Annotated in this window: 20 protein-coding genes; 12 read left to right on the forward strand and 8 right to left on the reverse strand. The window is 57.6% G+C overall.

Annotation, left to right across the window (positions count from 1 at the left end; translation table 11 throughout):
• On the reverse strand, positions 1 to 816 hold an 816-nt coding region (locus tag ACEQWH_RS07275; protein ID WP_370229262.1), incomplete at its 3' end, for a lysostaphin resistance A-like protein.
• 101 nt (positions 817 to 917) lie between these two features.
• On the opposite strand from ACEQWH_RS07275, the gene ACEQWH_RS07280 reads away from it, so the two are divergent.
• From ACEQWH_RS07280 to ACEQWH_RS07295, 4 genes are all read left to right on the forward strand, one after another.
• Positions 918 to 1,649, forward strand: a complete 732-nt coding sequence (locus tag ACEQWH_RS07280; protein WP_370229263.1) for a hypothetical protein — start codon at positions 918 to 920, stop codon at positions 1,647 to 1,649.
• Between the two features lie 86 nt (positions 1,650 to 1,735).
• Entirely contained in the window at positions 1,736 to 2,509 is a 774-nt protein-coding gene (locus ACEQWH_RS07285; protein ID WP_370229264.1) for a DUF6478 family protein, read from the forward strand.
• A gap of 10 nt (positions 2,510 to 2,519) precedes the next feature.
• Positions 2,520 to 2,894: a hypothetical protein gene (locus ACEQWH_RS07290; RefSeq protein WP_370229266.1), complete on the forward strand. Its 375-nt coding sequence runs from the start codon at positions 2,520 to 2,522 to the stop codon at positions 2,892 to 2,894.
• Between the two features lie 87 nt (positions 2,895 to 2,981).
• A complete protein-coding gene (locus ACEQWH_RS07295; RefSeq protein WP_370229268.1) occupies positions 2,982 to 5,009 on the forward strand; it encodes an FAD-dependent oxidoreductase in 2,028 nt (675 codons plus the stop codon).
• 59 nt (positions 5,010 to 5,068) lie between these two features.
• Here ACEQWH_RS07295 and map read toward each other — a convergent pair whose 3' ends face one another.
• Both map and sfsA read right to left on the reverse strand, forming a co-directional pair.
• Positions 5,069 to 5,875, reverse strand: coding sequence for a type I methionyl aminopeptidase (gene map, locus ACEQWH_RS07300; RefSeq protein ID WP_370229269.1), 807 nt, complete (start codon positions 5,873 to 5,875; stop codon positions 5,069 to 5,071).
• 65 nt (positions 5,876 to 5,940) lie between these two features.
• Positions 5,941 to 6,642 carry a DNA/RNA nuclease SfsA gene (gene sfsA / locus ACEQWH_RS07305; protein ID WP_370229271.1) on the reverse strand — a complete coding sequence of 234 codons (702 nt, stop codon included), beginning with the start codon at positions 6,640 to 6,642 and terminating at the stop codon, positions 5,941 to 5,943.
• Between the two features lie 93 nt (positions 6,643 to 6,735).
• Between sfsA and ACEQWH_RS07310 the strand changes: the two genes are divergently transcribed.
• From ACEQWH_RS07310 to ACEQWH_RS07325, 4 genes are read left to right on the forward strand one after another with little or no spacing between them, the layout of a single operon-like run.
• Positions 6,736 to 7,455, forward strand: a complete 720-nt coding sequence (locus tag ACEQWH_RS07310) for a competence/damage-inducible protein A (protein WP_370229273.1) — start codon at positions 6,736 to 6,738, stop codon at positions 7,453 to 7,455.
• Positions 7,452 to 8,177, forward strand: a complete 726-nt coding sequence (locus tag ACEQWH_RS07315) for a GNAT family N-acetyltransferase (protein ID WP_370229275.1) — start codon at positions 7,452 to 7,454, stop codon at positions 8,175 to 8,177. The genes ACEQWH_RS07310 and ACEQWH_RS07315 overlap by 4 nt, the downstream gene beginning before the upstream one ends.
• Before the next feature lie 3 nt (positions 8,178 to 8,180).
• Entirely contained in the window at positions 8,181 to 8,753 is a 573-nt protein-coding gene (locus ACEQWH_RS07320) for a peroxidase-related enzyme (protein ID WP_370229276.1), read from the forward strand.
• Positions 8,750 to 9,688, forward strand: a complete 939-nt coding sequence (locus ACEQWH_RS07325; protein WP_370229278.1) for an OmpA family protein — start codon at positions 8,750 to 8,752, stop codon at positions 9,686 to 9,688. The genes ACEQWH_RS07320 and ACEQWH_RS07325 overlap by 4 nt, the downstream gene beginning before the upstream one ends.
• Before the next feature lie 101 nt (positions 9,689 to 9,789).
• On the opposite strand, the gene ACEQWH_RS07330 is transcribed toward ACEQWH_RS07325, so the two are convergent.
• Positions 9,790 to 10,695, reverse strand: coding sequence for a LysR family transcriptional regulator (locus ACEQWH_RS07330; RefSeq protein ID WP_370229279.1), 906 nt, complete (start codon positions 10,693 to 10,695; stop codon positions 9,790 to 9,792).
• A 124-nt stretch (positions 10,696 to 10,819) separates the two neighbouring features.
• Positions 10,820 to 11,524, reverse strand: a complete 705-nt coding sequence (locus ACEQWH_RS07335; RefSeq protein WP_370229281.1) for an ArsR/SmtB family transcription factor — start codon at positions 11,522 to 11,524, stop codon at positions 10,820 to 10,822.
• A gap of 71 nt (positions 11,525 to 11,595) precedes the next feature.
• On the opposite strand from ACEQWH_RS07335, the gene ACEQWH_RS07340 reads away from it, so the two are divergent.
• Both ACEQWH_RS07340 and ACEQWH_RS07345 read left to right on the forward strand, forming a co-directional pair.
• Positions 11,596 to 11,919: an NIPSNAP family protein gene (locus tag ACEQWH_RS07340; protein ID WP_370229283.1), complete on the forward strand. Its 324-nt coding sequence runs from the start codon at positions 11,596 to 11,598 to the stop codon at positions 11,917 to 11,919.
• Positions 11,916 to 12,260: an antibiotic biosynthesis monooxygenase gene (locus ACEQWH_RS07345; protein ID WP_370229284.1), complete on the forward strand. Its 345-nt coding sequence runs from the start codon at positions 11,916 to 11,918 to the stop codon at positions 12,258 to 12,260. Before ACEQWH_RS07340 ends, ACEQWH_RS07345 begins: the two co-directional genes overlap by 4 nt.
• A 59-nt stretch (positions 12,261 to 12,319) precedes the next feature.
• Here ACEQWH_RS07345 and rsmD read toward each other — a convergent pair whose 3' ends face one another.
• Both rsmD and ACEQWH_RS07355 read right to left on the reverse strand, forming a co-directional pair.
• Positions 12,320 to 12,883 (reverse strand): 16S rRNA (guanine(966)-N(2))-methyltransferase RsmD, encoded by a 564-nt coding sequence (gene rsmD / locus ACEQWH_RS07350; protein ID WP_370229286.1) that lies wholly within the window; start codon positions 12,881 to 12,883, stop codon positions 12,320 to 12,322.
• Complete coding sequence (locus tag ACEQWH_RS07355; RefSeq protein ID WP_370229287.1) at positions 12,880 to 14,088, reverse strand: NAD(P)/FAD-dependent oxidoreductase; 1,209 nt, start codon at positions 14,086 to 14,088, stop codon at positions 12,880 to 12,882. The genes rsmD and ACEQWH_RS07355 overlap by 4 nt, the downstream gene beginning before the upstream one ends.
• 85 nt (positions 14,089 to 14,173) lie before the next feature.
• Here ACEQWH_RS07355 and ACEQWH_RS07360 point away from each other — a divergent pair, with 85 nt between their 5' ends.
• Entirely contained in the window at positions 14,174 to 14,662 is a 489-nt protein-coding gene (locus ACEQWH_RS07360; RefSeq protein WP_370229289.1) for a peroxiredoxin, read from the forward strand.
• A 62-nt stretch (positions 14,663 to 14,724) separates the two neighbouring features.
• Entirely contained in the window at positions 14,725 to 15,111 is a 387-nt protein-coding gene (locus tag ACEQWH_RS07365) for a glyoxalase superfamily protein (protein WP_370229291.1), read from the forward strand.
• Here ACEQWH_RS07365 and ACEQWH_RS07370 read toward each other — a convergent pair.
• A partial coding sequence (locus tag ACEQWH_RS07370) for a 4a-hydroxytetrahydrobiopterin dehydratase (RefSeq protein WP_370229293.1) occupies positions 15,108 to 15,341 on the reverse strand: 234 nt, incomplete at its 5' end. The two genes, ACEQWH_RS07365 and ACEQWH_RS07370, sit on opposite strands and share 4 nt — an antisense overlap.

A 15,341-nucleotide genomic window follows, 5' to 3' on the forward strand; every position in this document is an offset into this window, starting at 1 on the left:
CAAGGCCTGACGGACGAGGTCAGTTTCCTCGGGCCCAAAGGGCAGAACCGTTAGGGCCAGACCAGACAGGTGGCCCGGTGTGCCAACGATCAGAATGCCTATGATATTGTTCACAAAATGCATCGCGATGGCAGGCCCCAACGAACCGCTGCGCGCCGTGACATCGGCGGCTGCCATTCCGAACAGAAACGCCCAGCCCGCAACCAAAATAGCGTTCTCGCCATAGATTCCGGGGGCATAGTGGGCGAGACCAAAGAGGAAACTTGGCACGAAAATCCAAATTGCAGGATTCGTGAACCGCGCGGCCAACTGGCTTTGCATATACCCGCGAAAGATAAATTCCTCGCAGGACACCTGCAGCAGAACGGCGGGCAAAGCCAAGGGCAGCCACATCAGCCATGTGGAAAACGCAAGCTGACTGACCGGTTGCATGCCCTCAGGCGATGGCAGGATCAAAACAACCGCGACCAACGCAACGATAGCCAGCATCACGCGGAAAAAATCTCGGAACGCCAGATGCAGCGGGCCCAGAACGCCGGAAATCGCCCGGTTGTGCAGCCCGCGCAAAACCACCCACAGCACCATGAAAGGAATCACAAACGTAGACAGGGCCACAACCGTGCCTGCAGCCGTGGTTCCAGTGAAACTGGCCTCAAGCAGACCGCCGAAACCGGCCCGCTCCATCAGGCGCACCAAGGCGACCTGAAAAGCGATCGTGCCAACAAAAAGCAGCACGACGCCCGAAAAAAGACGCAAGAGACCGGAGTGTGGATAGGCTTCTTTGGCCAAAGAGTCGTGAGGGTCGTAGGCAGACATGTAGCCAGCCGTAACGTTTTTTGGTTCAATGGTACAGGGGAGGCTTGCCCTGGCGGCGTGGGGCTGCATATCACGGGCAGGCAAGCGAATGGAGAGGACATATGCCGTCCAAAGCGACGACAATCTCACGGGGACTGATCCTGGGTGCAGCGATGGCGCTGTCTGGATGTTTGTCCCTGCCCGGCCAAAGCCCATCTGCGCAGGATCGCGACGTTTCCATCTCGACACGTTCTATTGATTTGATCAGCCGCGCCCGCCAGCGTGAACGCGTGAAACTGGTGCAGGGCGCCGTGATCGTGCGCGCGCCGGATGGCTATTGCATTGACCGCGGCAGCCGTGCGTCCAAAGACTTTGTCCTGCTTGGCGACTGCAATGTTCTGCGCAAGGCCCAAACTCGGCTTGAGCCTTATGAACGTGGGCTTTTGACCGTGTCTGTTGGCCCTGTCAGCGCGAACCCACCCTCTATGTCCGAGCTGATGGCCGGGCTTGAATCCTTTGGCGAACCCAAGCGGCGCGGCAAGGTTGTCTCGGTCTTGATTGACGAAGGCGGCGACCGTTTGGTGGACGGCGCTGACTCGCATTACTGGCGCGCGGTAACGGTGGTGAACGGCCGCGTTGTGTCGCTTGCTGCCTTCGGCCCGCCCTATAGCGAGATATCCTTGAACCGCGGGCCCGTGCTACTGAGCGAGCTCGCCGCAAATATCCACGCAGAAAGCCCTGTGATTGATCCAGACACCCTTGTGGTTGCAGAAGGCGCGATACCTGTCGAATCTTCTGAAAATGAAAATGGATCGGTATTTGATTTTTTCGGCGGATTGCTTCAAAAAAACTAAAGACGAAACAATAACGGCTTTGAAATTCGATTGTTCCTAGTTCTGGGGCATTCAAATCCGTCATAATAATCTTTGGTCACGAGTACATGGCAGCATATCCGGGCGGTGTTTTTCACAGAATGATCCAAAGGGGTCTGACGAGCTATTGGTCCTCCACGGCGCAGCATGCCCGCGAGATGGAGCTGGAGCCTCTGAAAACCCGCCGCACCCAGGCCCGCAGATTGCGCGCGCATCTGGACGAGGTGATTTCCGTGGCCGACGGGCAGCTTGCCCTGCCTGTCATCGGCTCGAATTCCTTTTTCAAACCACATGGCACGGATTGGTCCTGGCGACCTGCGATCTGGCGAGAAAGCCTGCCCTCCAAGGGCATGGTGTCGGTCCAGTCCAAACAGTCGCTTGGCGATGAGGTCGTGCTGTTTCACGACTGCAAGTATTCAGAACTGACTCTGCGCCAGCTGCGCAATCAGCGCGAAAAAGATCTGGCCCCCTATGGCCTGCGCATGGATGTGTTTGGCTTTGACGGATCCTTTCTGTCGCTGGTTCTGGATATTCCGGACCAAGCGCTCAGCAACCTCAGCCGGCACCACGTCTTTCGCATGTCGACCATCGTCGAAATGGAAAAGCCGCTCGAGATCTTTGCGCGTCTTAATGTGAAGCACGGGCCGAACACCGAACAGATCGTCCGCGAGTTGCCACTGAACCAAGAGGAAATCAGCGTCGAATTCGATCTGGCCTATACGCAGTTAAACGAAAAACAGTTGGAAAAGGCCTGGATCGACCTGATCTTTGAAGGTCCGGAAATGAATCAAGTCATCCTGCGCGACCTGAACTTCAGCCGCCGCCTGCGCGCCGAGATATGAGTAGCCCATTATGAGTACATATACGCTGACCAAAACCCGCTTGTTTGAAGGTGTCTGGGACGGAGTTCTTACATCCAAGTCCTCTGACGGCATTGCACCAACAATCGAAGTGACCCTTTTGGAAAAACTGCTCGATCACGTGACGCTGATTGAAAACGGCGACAATCGCTGGATCCTGCGCATTCCCATTCCCTCGACCGCGATTGCAGATGGGGTGCACACCTTTCTGATCCGCGAAAAATCCAGTGGCGAAACGCTGGAAAGCTTCTCGATCATCGCAGGCGAAGCTGTTGCCGAAGATATCCGCGCCGAAATGGATCTGCTGCGCGCCGAGCTGGATATGCTCAAGCGGGCCTTCCGCCGTCATTGCGTGGAAACGACCTAACGTTGCAATTGCTCAGATGACGCGAGGTTGCCCCCTGACACAGTCAGGATTTCTGGGCAGAGTTAAGATCTGTCTGAGGAGGCCGCTATGACCAGCTACCCAAATTTACTTGCGCCGCTTGATCTGGGTTTCACCACGTTGAAAAACCGTGTGTTGATGGGATCCATGCACACCGGGCTTGAAGAGACCAAAGACTGGAATCGCGTCGCGGAATTCTATGCCGAACGCGCGCGGGGTGGCGTAGGCCTGATGGTCACCGGCGGCATGGCCCCAAGTGTGGAAGGCGGCGTCTTTCCAGGTGCGGCCGGGCTGTTTAACGACGAGGATATCGCCAACCACAAAATCGTCACCGATCGTGTGCACGACGCGGGCGGCAAGATCGCGATGCAGATTTTGCACGCCGGACGCTATGCCTATGGCCCGAATTGTGTTTCGGCCTCTGCGATCAAATCTCCGATCTCGCCCTTTCCGCCAAAAGAACTGGATGAAGACGGGATCGAAAAGCAAATTCAGGATTTTGTGACGGCAACCACGCGCGCGCGCGCGGCTGGCTATGATGGTGTCGAGATTATGGGATCCGAAGGGTATTTTCTGAACCAGTTTCTGGTCACCCATGTGAACAAACGCGAAGACCGCTGGGGCGGAGCCTATGAAAACCGGATGCGCCTGCCTGTCGAGGTGGTGCGCCGCTGCCGCGAGGCGGTGGGGGATGACTTCATCATCATCTACCGGATCTCCATGATCGATCTGGTGCCCAATGGGTCGACACATGACGAGGTCGTGCAACTGGCTCAGGCCATCGAAGCCGCAGGCGCCACGATCCTGAATACAGGGATCGGCTGGCACGAAGCCCGCATTCCGACAATCGCCACCTCGGTGCCCCGCCGCGCCTTTGCCTGGGTGACCAAAAAGCTTATGGGCAAGGTTGGGATTCCGGTGATCACGTCCAACCGGATCAACACTCCGGATGTGGCCGAAGGCGTTTTGGCCGAGGGTTGCGCGGATATGGTGTCGATGGCACGCCCGTTTCTGGCCGACAGCCAGTTTGTCGCCAAAGCCATGGCAGGTCGCGCCGACACGATCGCACCCTGTATCGCCTGTAACCAAGCCTGTCTTGATCACACATTCAGCGGCAAGATGACCTCATGTCTGGTCAACCCACGCGCCTGCTTTGAAACCGACCTGACCATCGCGCCGGCATCCTCGCCCAAGAAAATTGCCATCGTTGGTGCGGGCCCCGCCGGCATGTCGACTGCAATCACAGCCGCCGAGCGCGGACATGCGGTGACCCTGTTTGATCGGGATACGAAAGTGGGTGGCCAGTTGAATGTGGCCAAACAGATCCCCGGAAAGGAAGAGTTCTGGGGCTTGGTCGACTGGTATGAGGTGATGCTGAAAGATCTGAACGTCGACGTCAAATTGGGCCGCGAGGTCAGTGTCAACGACATGTCGGGCTTTGACGAAGTCGTCATCGCCACCGGCGTCACGCCGCGTGATCCGGGCATTCCGGGGCAAGATCACCCGATGGTTCTGGGGTATCTGGATGTGCTGAAACACAAGGCACCCGTCGGCAAACGCGTGGCGGTGATCGGCGCGGGCGGCATCGGGTTTGATGTGTCGGAATTTCTGGTCCACGAAGGCGAAAGCCTGACCGAAGACCTGCCCGCCTGGATGAAAGAATGGGGTGTGACAGACCCGGCCGCAGAACGTGGCGGACTGGTGCCCGAGGGCCCACAGCCCCATGCGCCCGCACGCGAGGTGACGCTGTTGCAGCGGAAAGCCAAGGCGCTTGGCAAAGGGCTTGGCAAGACCACAGGCTGGATTCACAGGGCGGCTCTGCGCATGAAAGACGTGCGTATGGTCGGAGGCGTGAACTATGAACGTATCGACGACGACGGGCTGCATATCAGCTTTGGCGAGGCACGCGAAAACCCCGAGGTGATTGCCGTCGACAACGTCGTGATCTGCGCAGGCCAGCTGTCAGAGCGCTCTCTTGCTGACGCGCTGAGCGATGAGGGCATCACGTGTCACGTAATCGGCGGCGCCGATGTGGCCTCGGAACTCGACGCCAAACGGGCGATCAATCAAGGGGCGCGCTTGGCTGCGGCGTTCTAGGGGCTTTGCCCCTCAGCCCGTGCGGGCTTCACCCCAGGATATTTTCGGCAAGAGAAAGATCAGCCGTAAGTGGGGTGAAACTTGCCCGCAGGCGAGAGCGTGAAGATGTCAAACCCATCCGAGGTGACGCCGATTGAGTGCTCAAATTGCGCGGACAGAGACTTGTCGCGTGTCACCGCAGTCCAATCATCGGCGAGCACTTTGGTTTCAGGCCGTCCCAGATTGATCATTGGCTCGATTGTGAAGAACATGCCTTCTTCGAGCACTGGACCAGTTCCCGGGCGCCCGTAGTGCAGCACATTTGGCGGGGAGTGGAAGACCCGACCCAGACCATGACCACAGAAGTCGCGAACGACAGACATGCGCTGCGCCTCGGCATAGGTCTGGATTGCATGGCCGATGTCCCCGAATGTGTTGCCGGGTTTGACTGCTTCGATGCCCAGCATCAGGGCGTCGTGGGTCACCTGAATCAGGCGTTCGGCTTTGCGGGGCAGTTTGCCTGCCACATACATGCGGCTTGAATCGCCAAACCAACCGTCAGCAATTACTGTGACGTCGATGTTCAGGATATCACCGTCTTTCAGCTTCTTGTCGCCGGGAATGCCGTGACACACCACATGGTTCACCGAAATACAGCTGGCGTGTTGATAGCCTTTGTATCCGATCGTGGCAGATTTTGTGCCGTAGTCGGTGACTTTCTGTTCAATGATCCTGTCGATTTCGCCGGTGGTCTGACCGGGGAAAACGTGATCAGAAATCTCGTCCAGAATACGCGCGGTGATCTGGCCTGCGGCGTGCATGCCTGCAAAATCCGCCTCTTGGTGGATTGTGATGCCATCGCGTGTTTTACCTGCCTTGAGGATCATTGAGGCGCTCCGAAAGTCGTTGTTGGTGTCATACTTAGGGTGTTCTTTCCGAAAGAACCAGAGGTCTAGCGGCGAAACGGGAGTGGTACGCCCAGCGTGATGCCCTGTGGCGAGATATTGCAGTCATAGGCTAGGACCTGAACCCCTGCCTCCATCGCCCTGTCAAAGGCCTTTGCATAGGTTGGATCGATGTCATCAGCCAGGGTCACGACCTCTGCGTCGGTGCGCTGGACCAGATAGAACATCAGGGCTGAATGGCCCGCGGCCACCATATCGGTCAGATCATGCAGGTGCTTGGTTCCGCGTGCCGTGACACTGTCGGGAAATTCTGCGCGTCCTGTGCTGCGCGACAGGGTGACGGATTTCACCTCGACATACAGATCGGGGCCATTGCCTGACAACAGGAAATCTACGCGGCTGTTCTGGCCGTATTTGACTTCGCTGCGCACAGTTGGATGCGCGGCAAGGTCTGGCACCTGATGCGCCATCAGCGCAGCTTTCAAAGCGCGGTTGGGGACAGAGGTGTCAACGCCAGTGAAATGGCCGTTTTCATGATCAACCAGCCGCCAACCATATTTCAGCTTTTTCTTGGGATCGTCGTTGGGCTCAAGCCAGATCTTGGTGCCCGGATCTTTCAGGCCCAGCATAGAACCTGGATTGGCGCAATGGGCGGTGATTTCTGTGCCATCGTCCAGCCGTGCGTCGGCCAGAAAGCGTTTGTAGCGTTTGATGAGACGGGCCGGGACAAGGGGTGTAGCAAATTCCATAAGGCTGATTACCGCACCTGCCGCAGCAAGAACATCGCTTTCAGCTTGTGTGACGCTCAGCGCAGGCTATTTTGCAGCGCAAAGGAGCTGCCTATGCCAAACCCAACTGCCGCCATGCTTGTCATCGGAGATGAAATTCTGTCTGGGCGCACCCGCGACGCCAATATGCATTACCTTGCAGGGCAGCTCACAGAACGCGGGATTGACCTGAAAGAGGTGCGCGTTGTCGGCGATGAAGCCCAAGAGATAACCGATGCGACCAAAGCGCTGTCGGCGCGTTATGACCATGTGTTCACTTCGGGTGGCATCGGTCCGACCCATGACGACATCACGGCAGATTGTATCGCCGCGGCCTTTGACACGCCGATCGGCATTCGCGATGACGCCCGCGCTCTGCTTGCTGACTTTTACGAAAAATCTGGCCGCGAGCTGAATGACGCGCGCTTGCGGATGGCGCGGATCCCGGACGGTGCGGCGTTGATCGACAATCCGGTGTCGGTCGCTCCCGGCTTTTCGCTTGAGAACGTGCATGTCATGGCAGGCGTTCCCAGCGTTTTCAAGGCGATGGTTGCCTCTGTGTTGCCGTCTCTGACAGGGGGGGCACCTTTGCTGTCGGAAACGCTGCGGGTGGCCAGAGGCGAAGGCGATATCGCAGGGCCTTTGGCAGAGGTGGCGACGCAGTTTTCTGATTTGTCTTTCGGCTCTTATCCCTTTCAGCAGGATGGCGTTTACGGGGCCAATCTGGTGGTGCGGGGCACGGATTCAACGCGTTTGGCCAAGGCAATAGATGCGCTAGCAGAGACGTTTTCATGAGCCTTCCTAGCATTCAGACCCTGTATGATGTGACCGAAGCCACATGGCCGCACGCAGGTGCATGGAACGAGGGCGGGTTCACCATTCGCGACGGACAAGGTGGGGGTAAACGGGTAAGTGCGGCCACGCTCGCCGGACCGCTGGCCGAGGCCAAAATCGAAACCGCCGAAGCCGCCATGCGCAACCTTCAGCAGCCATTATTGTTCATGCTGCGGGCGGGCGAAGAAGATCTGGACGCCGAACTGGACGCACGTGGCTATGAGGTAATCGATCCGGTCAATATTTACGCAGCCAAGGCCGACGCCCTTGCGCGCGACGATATTCCGCGCACGATTGCGATTCCTGCGTGGGAACCGTTGCGCATCATGGAAGAGATCTGGGCCGCAGGCGGGATAGGGCCTGCACGCATCGAGGTTATGCGGCGCGCCTGTACGCCCAAGACAGGCATCGTCAGCCGGTTCAACGACCAACCTGCGGGCACTTCGTTTATGGCCATGTCGCAGGGGATTTCCATGGTTCATGCGCTCGAGATCCTTCCCGGGCATCGGCGCAGTGGTTTGGGACGTTGGGCGATGCACCGCGCAGGTCAATGGACCCTGAAAAACGGCGGACATACGGTGTCTGTCATCTGCACTCAGGCCAATGACGCAGCGAATGGCTTGTATCAAAGCTTGGGAATGTCCCTGATTGGCGCGTATCATTACCGCATCAAACCGGAGTAGCTCATGACCCAATCCGACAAAACCACTGCCCTTGATCTGCCAATGGTCGATCCTTTGCCCGAGGCGACGGCTAAGTACTTTGGTATTTGCGAAGACAAGCTGGGCATGGTGCCAAATGTGCTGAAGGCGCATGCGTTTGATATCGACAAGCTGAATGCCTTTACCGCGCTGTATAACGATTTGATGCTGGGCGAGAGTGGTCTGAGCAAATTGGAACGCGAGATGATCGCCGTGGTCGTCAGTTCGATCAACAGCTGTTTTTATTGTCTGGTGGCGCACGGGGCGGCGGTGCGCCAGTTGTCCGGCGACCCGGCGTTGGGCGAGATTTTGCATATGAACTATCGCGCCGCTGATCTTTCCGAGCGGCATCGCGCGATGCTGGATTTCGCAGCACAGGTGACCGAAGCCAGCAAAACCGTTCAGGAAAGCGATCGCCAACGGCTTCGTGATGCCGGGTTCAGCGATCGTGACATCTGGGATATTGCGAATGTGGCGGGTTTCTACAATATGTCCAACCGGGTGGCTTCAGCCACTGGGATGGTGCCCAACCCTGAATATCATGCGCAGGCTCGATGACTTTTAAATCTGCCCTTCTGTCTTTGATTGTGTTGCCTATGCCATTGGCAGCGCTTGATATTTCTTTGCCAGAGGGCAGTGTGGTCACATTTGAAACCAGCGCAGAAACCGGCAGCTATGGCCTGCCGGATTCGCCATTTCTGGATGACTACCTGTCGACCCGTAGGGTCAACGGCGAGGTCACCAAGCAAGTGTGGACCTTGACCGGAACCGCCAGCACCGAGCAGTTGATAGAACCCTTGCGTCGCCAGATCGAGGCCGGCGGGTATGCTATTTTGCTGGATTGTGATGCCGACAGCTGTGGCGGATTTGATTTTCGCTTCAGCACCGAAGTCGTGCCTGCGCCGGACATGTTCGTTGATCTGCAGGATTTTCGCTTCGTGTCGGCGCTGAAGGAAAACTACAACGGCAGCGAAGCGATTTCCGTGCTGGTCAGCCGCACACCAGAAGCAGGGCTAATGCAGATCATTTCCGTCGTGCCCGGCGCGGCCCAGGCGGATTTGCCTCTGACCACCGGCATCTCGCTGGGAACGCTAAGTTCAACACCCGTGATTGCGCGCGGGTCGACCATTCTTGCGCTGCGCACAGGCGGCCGCGCGGTGCTCAGCGACCTGAGCTTTCAAACCGGGTCATCGCAACTGGCGGATCTGCCGTTCCAGTCGCTCCGGGATTTGGCCGATTTCCTGTCCCAAGACGACAGCCGACGGATTGCGTTGGTGGGACACAGCGACAATGTCGGCAGCTTTGAAAACAATATGAAACTGTCCGAGAAACGCGCCAATTCCGTAGCCGATTATCTGGTCGAACGCCTGGGTGTGTCGCCAGATCAGATCGACGCGCATGGGGTGGGCTTTCTGTCGCCCTTGGCCAGTAATGCCAGCGACGCTGGCAAAACGTCAAACCGCCGCGTCGAGGCGGTGCTTTTGACGCCCTAAGCCGCAGCACGCAGACTCCTGCACAAAAAAAGCCCCGCAAAAAGCGGGGCAAGTCGGGCTTGGATGAGCCTGGGAAAAAATGGATGTGTGTAGCGTGGGTCTTACCAGTCGGTCGGACCCTTGTCGGCGTAAGCGTTCACCAGGAAGTCGATGAAGGCACGCACTTTTGGCTGTGTGAACCGGCCCGGTGGGTAAACCGCATAGATGCCCTGGGTTTCCATCGGAAGATCGGGGATCGCGTCCTCGACCAGACCTTGTTCCATCGCGTCCGCATAAAGGAAGCTTGGCAAATATGCGATGCCCAGCCCCGCGATTGCGGCGTTCAAAAGGGATTGGCCGTCATTCACGGAAAGCCAACCGGCTGTCCGGACCTGACGTTTCTCGCCAGACGGCGCTGCCAGCTTCCAGACCGCGCCATTGGACTGGCTGGAATAATGCAACAGCTTGTGTTCGTTCAGATCGTCGATCTTTTGCGGGCGTCCGTATTGCTCGAAATACTTCGGGCTCGCAATCATACGCTTGGTTGTTTCTGTCAGTTTGCGGGCCCGCAGAGAGCTGTCTTCCAGCTCGCCTATGCGGATCGCCATGTCAAACCCTTCAGAGATCAGCTCAACGTAACGGTTGTTCAGAACCATATTCACCGTAATGTCCGGGAATTCCGCGAGGAAATCACCCAGAACAGGGGACAGGTGGTTCACACCAAAATCTGTGGCAACCGAGATGCGCAAAAGCCCAGAGGGTGCTGATTGCATCGACGTGACCAGCGCATCCGCTTCGCCAGCGTCGTTCAGAACGCGGCGGGCACGGTCGTAATAGGCCAGACCGATTTCGGTCGGGCTCACACGCCGGGTGGTGCGGTTTAGCAAACGAGCACCCAGACGCGCCTCCAAACTGGAAACGTGTTTGGATACTGCGGATTTCGAGATGCCCATCTTTTTGGCGGCATCGGTAAAGCCGCCTTGGTCAACGACCGTGGCAAAGGCTTCCATTTCCGTTAAGCGATCCATTTTTCGCAATCCTTGTGGTTACTGCTCGACACAAGTTTTGGCGGTGAAATGGGGCACGATCTGGGCGCGTCGCTGACAATATCGCGAAATTACCAAGGATCGTTAATGGCACGGAAACAGATGGTCACAATTCGGCGATAGTGCGTTCCGCCTTTGGAAACAAAGACAAAAACGCGCGTTCGCCTTCTGGCGTAAAGTGGACAACACGACTGTTTTCCTGCCGTTTTGCCCAATTTAGCGCGATAAACCGCGACAACAGCGCCCGACCAAGCTGTCCCGCCAAATGCGAAGACCGGGCGCTCCAGTCCAGACATGCGCGGCAAACCGGGGCCTTGCTGGCGGGCAACTTGTCGAGCTCTATGCCCAATTCGGAAACAAAGCCTTGCCCCGCTGCCGTCAGCCGCAGCGTGTCGCCTTGTGCCTTAAGATATCCCTGCGCGATCATAGCGCGATACATATGCACACCCATATCGCCTGCCAAATGGTTATAACAGACACGCGCTTTGCGCATGGCATCATCCTTGGGTCCCGGGCGCTGCCTCAGATGCCCAGACCCTGCCGCCAGCCCCATGAGCGCCTCAAGCACGCCCGCCACCTCATCACTGGCCAAAGCGAAATACTTGTGCCGCCCGGATTTGCGTGCGGTGACCAAAGCTCCGTCAGACAACTTGGCAAGATGGGCCGAGACGGTCTGTGCTGTCACGCCAGCTTCAAAAGCCAGCTCCGTCGCGGTCAAAGCTTTGCCGCTCATCAACGCAGTCAGAATATTGGCGCGCGCGGGATCCCCGATCAACGCGGCCACCTGGGCGATATCTGGTCCTTCTTTCATACTTCGATGATTGACGAAGCATGATCGCCCGTCAAGCTGCTACAGCCGTTTTATAACAAAAGGAGCGCACCATGCTGACATGTATTATCAGGTATCATATCGATCCCACCAAAAAGGCGCAGTTCGCGCAATATGCCCGCACCTGGGGTCAGGCGATCCCTCGAAACGGCGCCGATCTGATCGGCTATTACGCGCCACACGAGGGCTCCAGCACTTTGGCCTACGGGATCTACAACATCGAAAGCCTTGCCGCCTATGAGGCCTATCGCGCCCGGCTCGCAGCAGACCCGCTTGGACGCGAAAACTACGAATTTGCACAACGCGAGAAATTCCTCTTGCGCGAGGATCGCTGCTTTCTGACATTGGCATCAACCCCACACGGAGATGCCAGATGATCGCAGTCATTTTTGAAGTTGAAATCGCAGACGGACAAAAAGAAGGCTATCTTGATATCGCCGCAGAACTGAAACCGTTGCTGCAAGAGGTGGATGGCTTCATCTCGGTCGAGCGGTTCCAAAGCCTGACGACGCCGGGCAAACTGCTGTCCCTCTCCTTCTTTCGCGACGAAGAGGCGGTACAGGCCTGGCGCGCCCTCACCAAACACCGCAGCGCACAAAGCAAAGGACGCGCGGGCGTGTTCAAAGACTACCGCCTCAAAGTGGCGCATGTTCTGAGGGACTATGGCATGACAGACCGCGACCAAGCCCCAGACGACAGTCGCGCCGCACACGGCTGAACTTTCTCTTGCTGAAAATATCTTGGGGTGAAGCCCGCACGGGCTGAGGGGCAAAGCCCCTAACTGCTGTGCTCCAGCAAGGTCACATGCGTGTCGCCATAACGCCGCTGATCCAGCAGATCAAAGCCCTCGGGCGGCTCCTGCGGGCTGTTTTCCTCAAACACCACCAACGCACCTTCGGCAATCCAGCCGTCTGTTTTTGCCGCCAGCAGCGCCTTGACGCCAAGCCCCTTGCCATAGGGTGGATCAAGAAACACCACCTCGCATCCCGCACCGGGATTTGGGCCGATCCGCGTGGCGTCGCGTCCGATCACCGAACTTGCGTCGCTCTGTTTGGTGATCTTGATGTTCTGACGGATCAGGCTTTGGGCTTTGCGACCGTCGTCCACAAACACGCAGGATTGTGCGCCGCGCGACAGGGCCTCAAGCCCAAGCGCTCCGGTGCCCGCAAACAGATCCAGCACCCGCGCATCACTGATCGGATCGCCGAATTTGCCACCCATCAGAACGTTAAACAGGCTTTCGCGCACGCGGTCTGTCGTGGGGCGCAAATGCGCCCCCGCATCGCCCTTGCCGACCGAGGCCAAGGCAACGCCGCGATTGGTTCCTGCGATAATCCTCACGCTTTCAACAGATCCTTCAGGACCGTCTCTGGATCCGAGACAACCTCGGCGGCAGGGGATTTCCCGGCCTCGATCAATCGTTTCGCCACCATATAATCACGCGGCGCGTTGGCGGCATCGACAGCCAACAATACGTGGCCCTGATAATACCAGAACGACACGCCCGCATCGCCCATGTCTCGGGTGACAACCCTGTCATAGCCTGCGTTCAGGCCCGCAATCTGCAGTTTCACATCGTATTGGTCCGACCAGAACCACGGCGTCGCGACATAAGACTTGCCAGCGCCCATAATGTTCTGGGCGACGACTTCGGCCTGATCGATGGCGTTGGGCACGCTCTCCAGCCGGATACGCCCGTCTTTATAGGGGAACGAGGCGCAGTCGCCGGCGGCCCAGATGCCATCAACCGAGGTTCTGCCCTCGGCGTCGGTTTTGATACCATTGTCCAACTCGACGCCTGCGGTTTCTGCAAGTTCGGTGCCGGGCATGATGCCCACGCCTACGATCACGAAATCAACGTCCAGATGGGTGCCGTCGGTCAGATCAGCGCCCGTGACGCGACCTTCACCGGTCAGGCGAGACAGGCCGACCCCTTCGACGATGTTCACCCCATGTTTGGTGTGAAGCGCGCGGAAATAGTCCGATGTTTGTGGCGACGCCACGCGTTGCAAAATGCGATCGGCCATCTCCACCAGGGTCACATTCAACCCCTTTTTCGCAGCCACCGCCGCGGCCTCAAGCCCGATATAGCCACCGCCCACGATCAAGACGGACTTGCCTTCGACGAACTCAGGCGCCATCGCGTCCACATCTGGCAAATCCCGAACCGTATAGACGCCCTCCAGCGCGCCGCCGGTCGCTGCGGGCAGTCGACGCGGAGATGATCCGGTGGTCAGGACCAACTCGTCATAGGGCAGAATTTCGTCGCCAATCGCCACGGCTTTGGACACCGGATCAATGCCGGTGACTTCGGTGCCCAGACGCAGGGTGATCGCATTGTCGGCATAAAAACTCTCTGGTCGCAGATACAGGCGATCCAACGCCATATCGCCCAGCAAATAGGCTTTGGACAGCGGTGGGCGCTGATACGGCGGCGCGGTTTCTGCGCCGATCAACGTGATCTCGCCCTCAAAACCAGAATTCCGCAGTTTGGCGACAAGCGACGCGCCCGCCTGACCAGCTCCGACTACGACAACATGCGTCATGTGACTCTCTCAAATTTAGTTGCTGATCCAAGCTGTAGCCCTATATCTAAGGCACACGCAAACCCAAATTACGGAGACGTTTTCCATGACGATAGCAGTTGGAGACAAACTGCCCGACGCAACCCTTCTTACGCTGGGCGCTGAAGGGCCAGAAGGCGTGTCCCTAAGCGAAAAGCTGGCTGGCCGCAAAGTGGTTATTTTTGCTTTGCCTGGTGCTTATACCGGCGTGTGTTCCACAGCGCATGTTCCAAGCTTTATTCGCACCAAAGCTGATTTCGACGCCAAAGGCGTGGATGAGGTGATCTGCATCTCTGTCAACGACCCGTTCGTGATGACCGCATGGGGCGAGGCCACAGGCGCGACCGAGGCTGGTCTGACCTTTTTGGGTGATGCGCAATCTGAATTCACAAAGGCCGTTGGGATGGACTTTACAGCCCCCCCAGCTGGTCTGATCGCACGGTCTAAACGCTATGCGCTTTATGCCGAAGATGGCGTTGTCAAAGTCTTGCACGCCGAAGAGAACCCAGGCGTCTGTGACATCTCTGGCGGCGAAGCACTGCGCGACGCGCTCTGATCATTCGGGGCGGCATGTGATTGCCGCCCTGCCCTCTGCTTTACAAACGGAGATCCACGCATATGACCGCAGAAGCCCTTATTCCGATTTTCCGCAGCTTTGACGAAGCCAAGGCACGTGAATTCTATGTCGGGTTTCTGGGATTTGAGGTTGCGTTTGAACATCAATTTGAACCGGACACGCCGCTGTATCTGGGCCTGACTTTTGGCAAATGCGAGTTGCATCTGTCGGAACACTTTGGCGACGCAGCCCCCGGATCATCCGTACGCATTCCGATGAAAAACGTGGCACGTTATTGTGCGGCTTTGAACGCCAAGGCCTATCGCCATGCGCGTCCGGGATATCAAGATCAGCCTTGGGGCTGGCGCGACATGGCGATTGATGACCCCTTTGGCAATCGCCTTATCTTTTGCGAAGAGGCTGACGGGCTGCCTGATTTCGGGGCCTAGCCCGCCAAAGCATCCAGCTTTTTGGCCAGTTTCACATCCAAGGCAGACAGACCGCCCACATCATGTGTGGTCAGCGTCACCTCGACTCGGCTGTAGACATTGAACCACTCAGGTTGGTGGGCCCATTTCTCGGCCCAGATCGCGGCGCTAGTCATAAATCCAAACGCCTCTATGAAATTCTTGAACCTATATGTCTTGGAAATTGCATCTCGCGCGCTGTCCAGTTGCCA

Source organism: Cognatishimia sp. (assembly GCF_964229375.1).
GTDB lineage: Bacteria > Pseudomonadota > Alphaproteobacteria > Rhodobacterales > Rhodobacteraceae > Cognatishimia.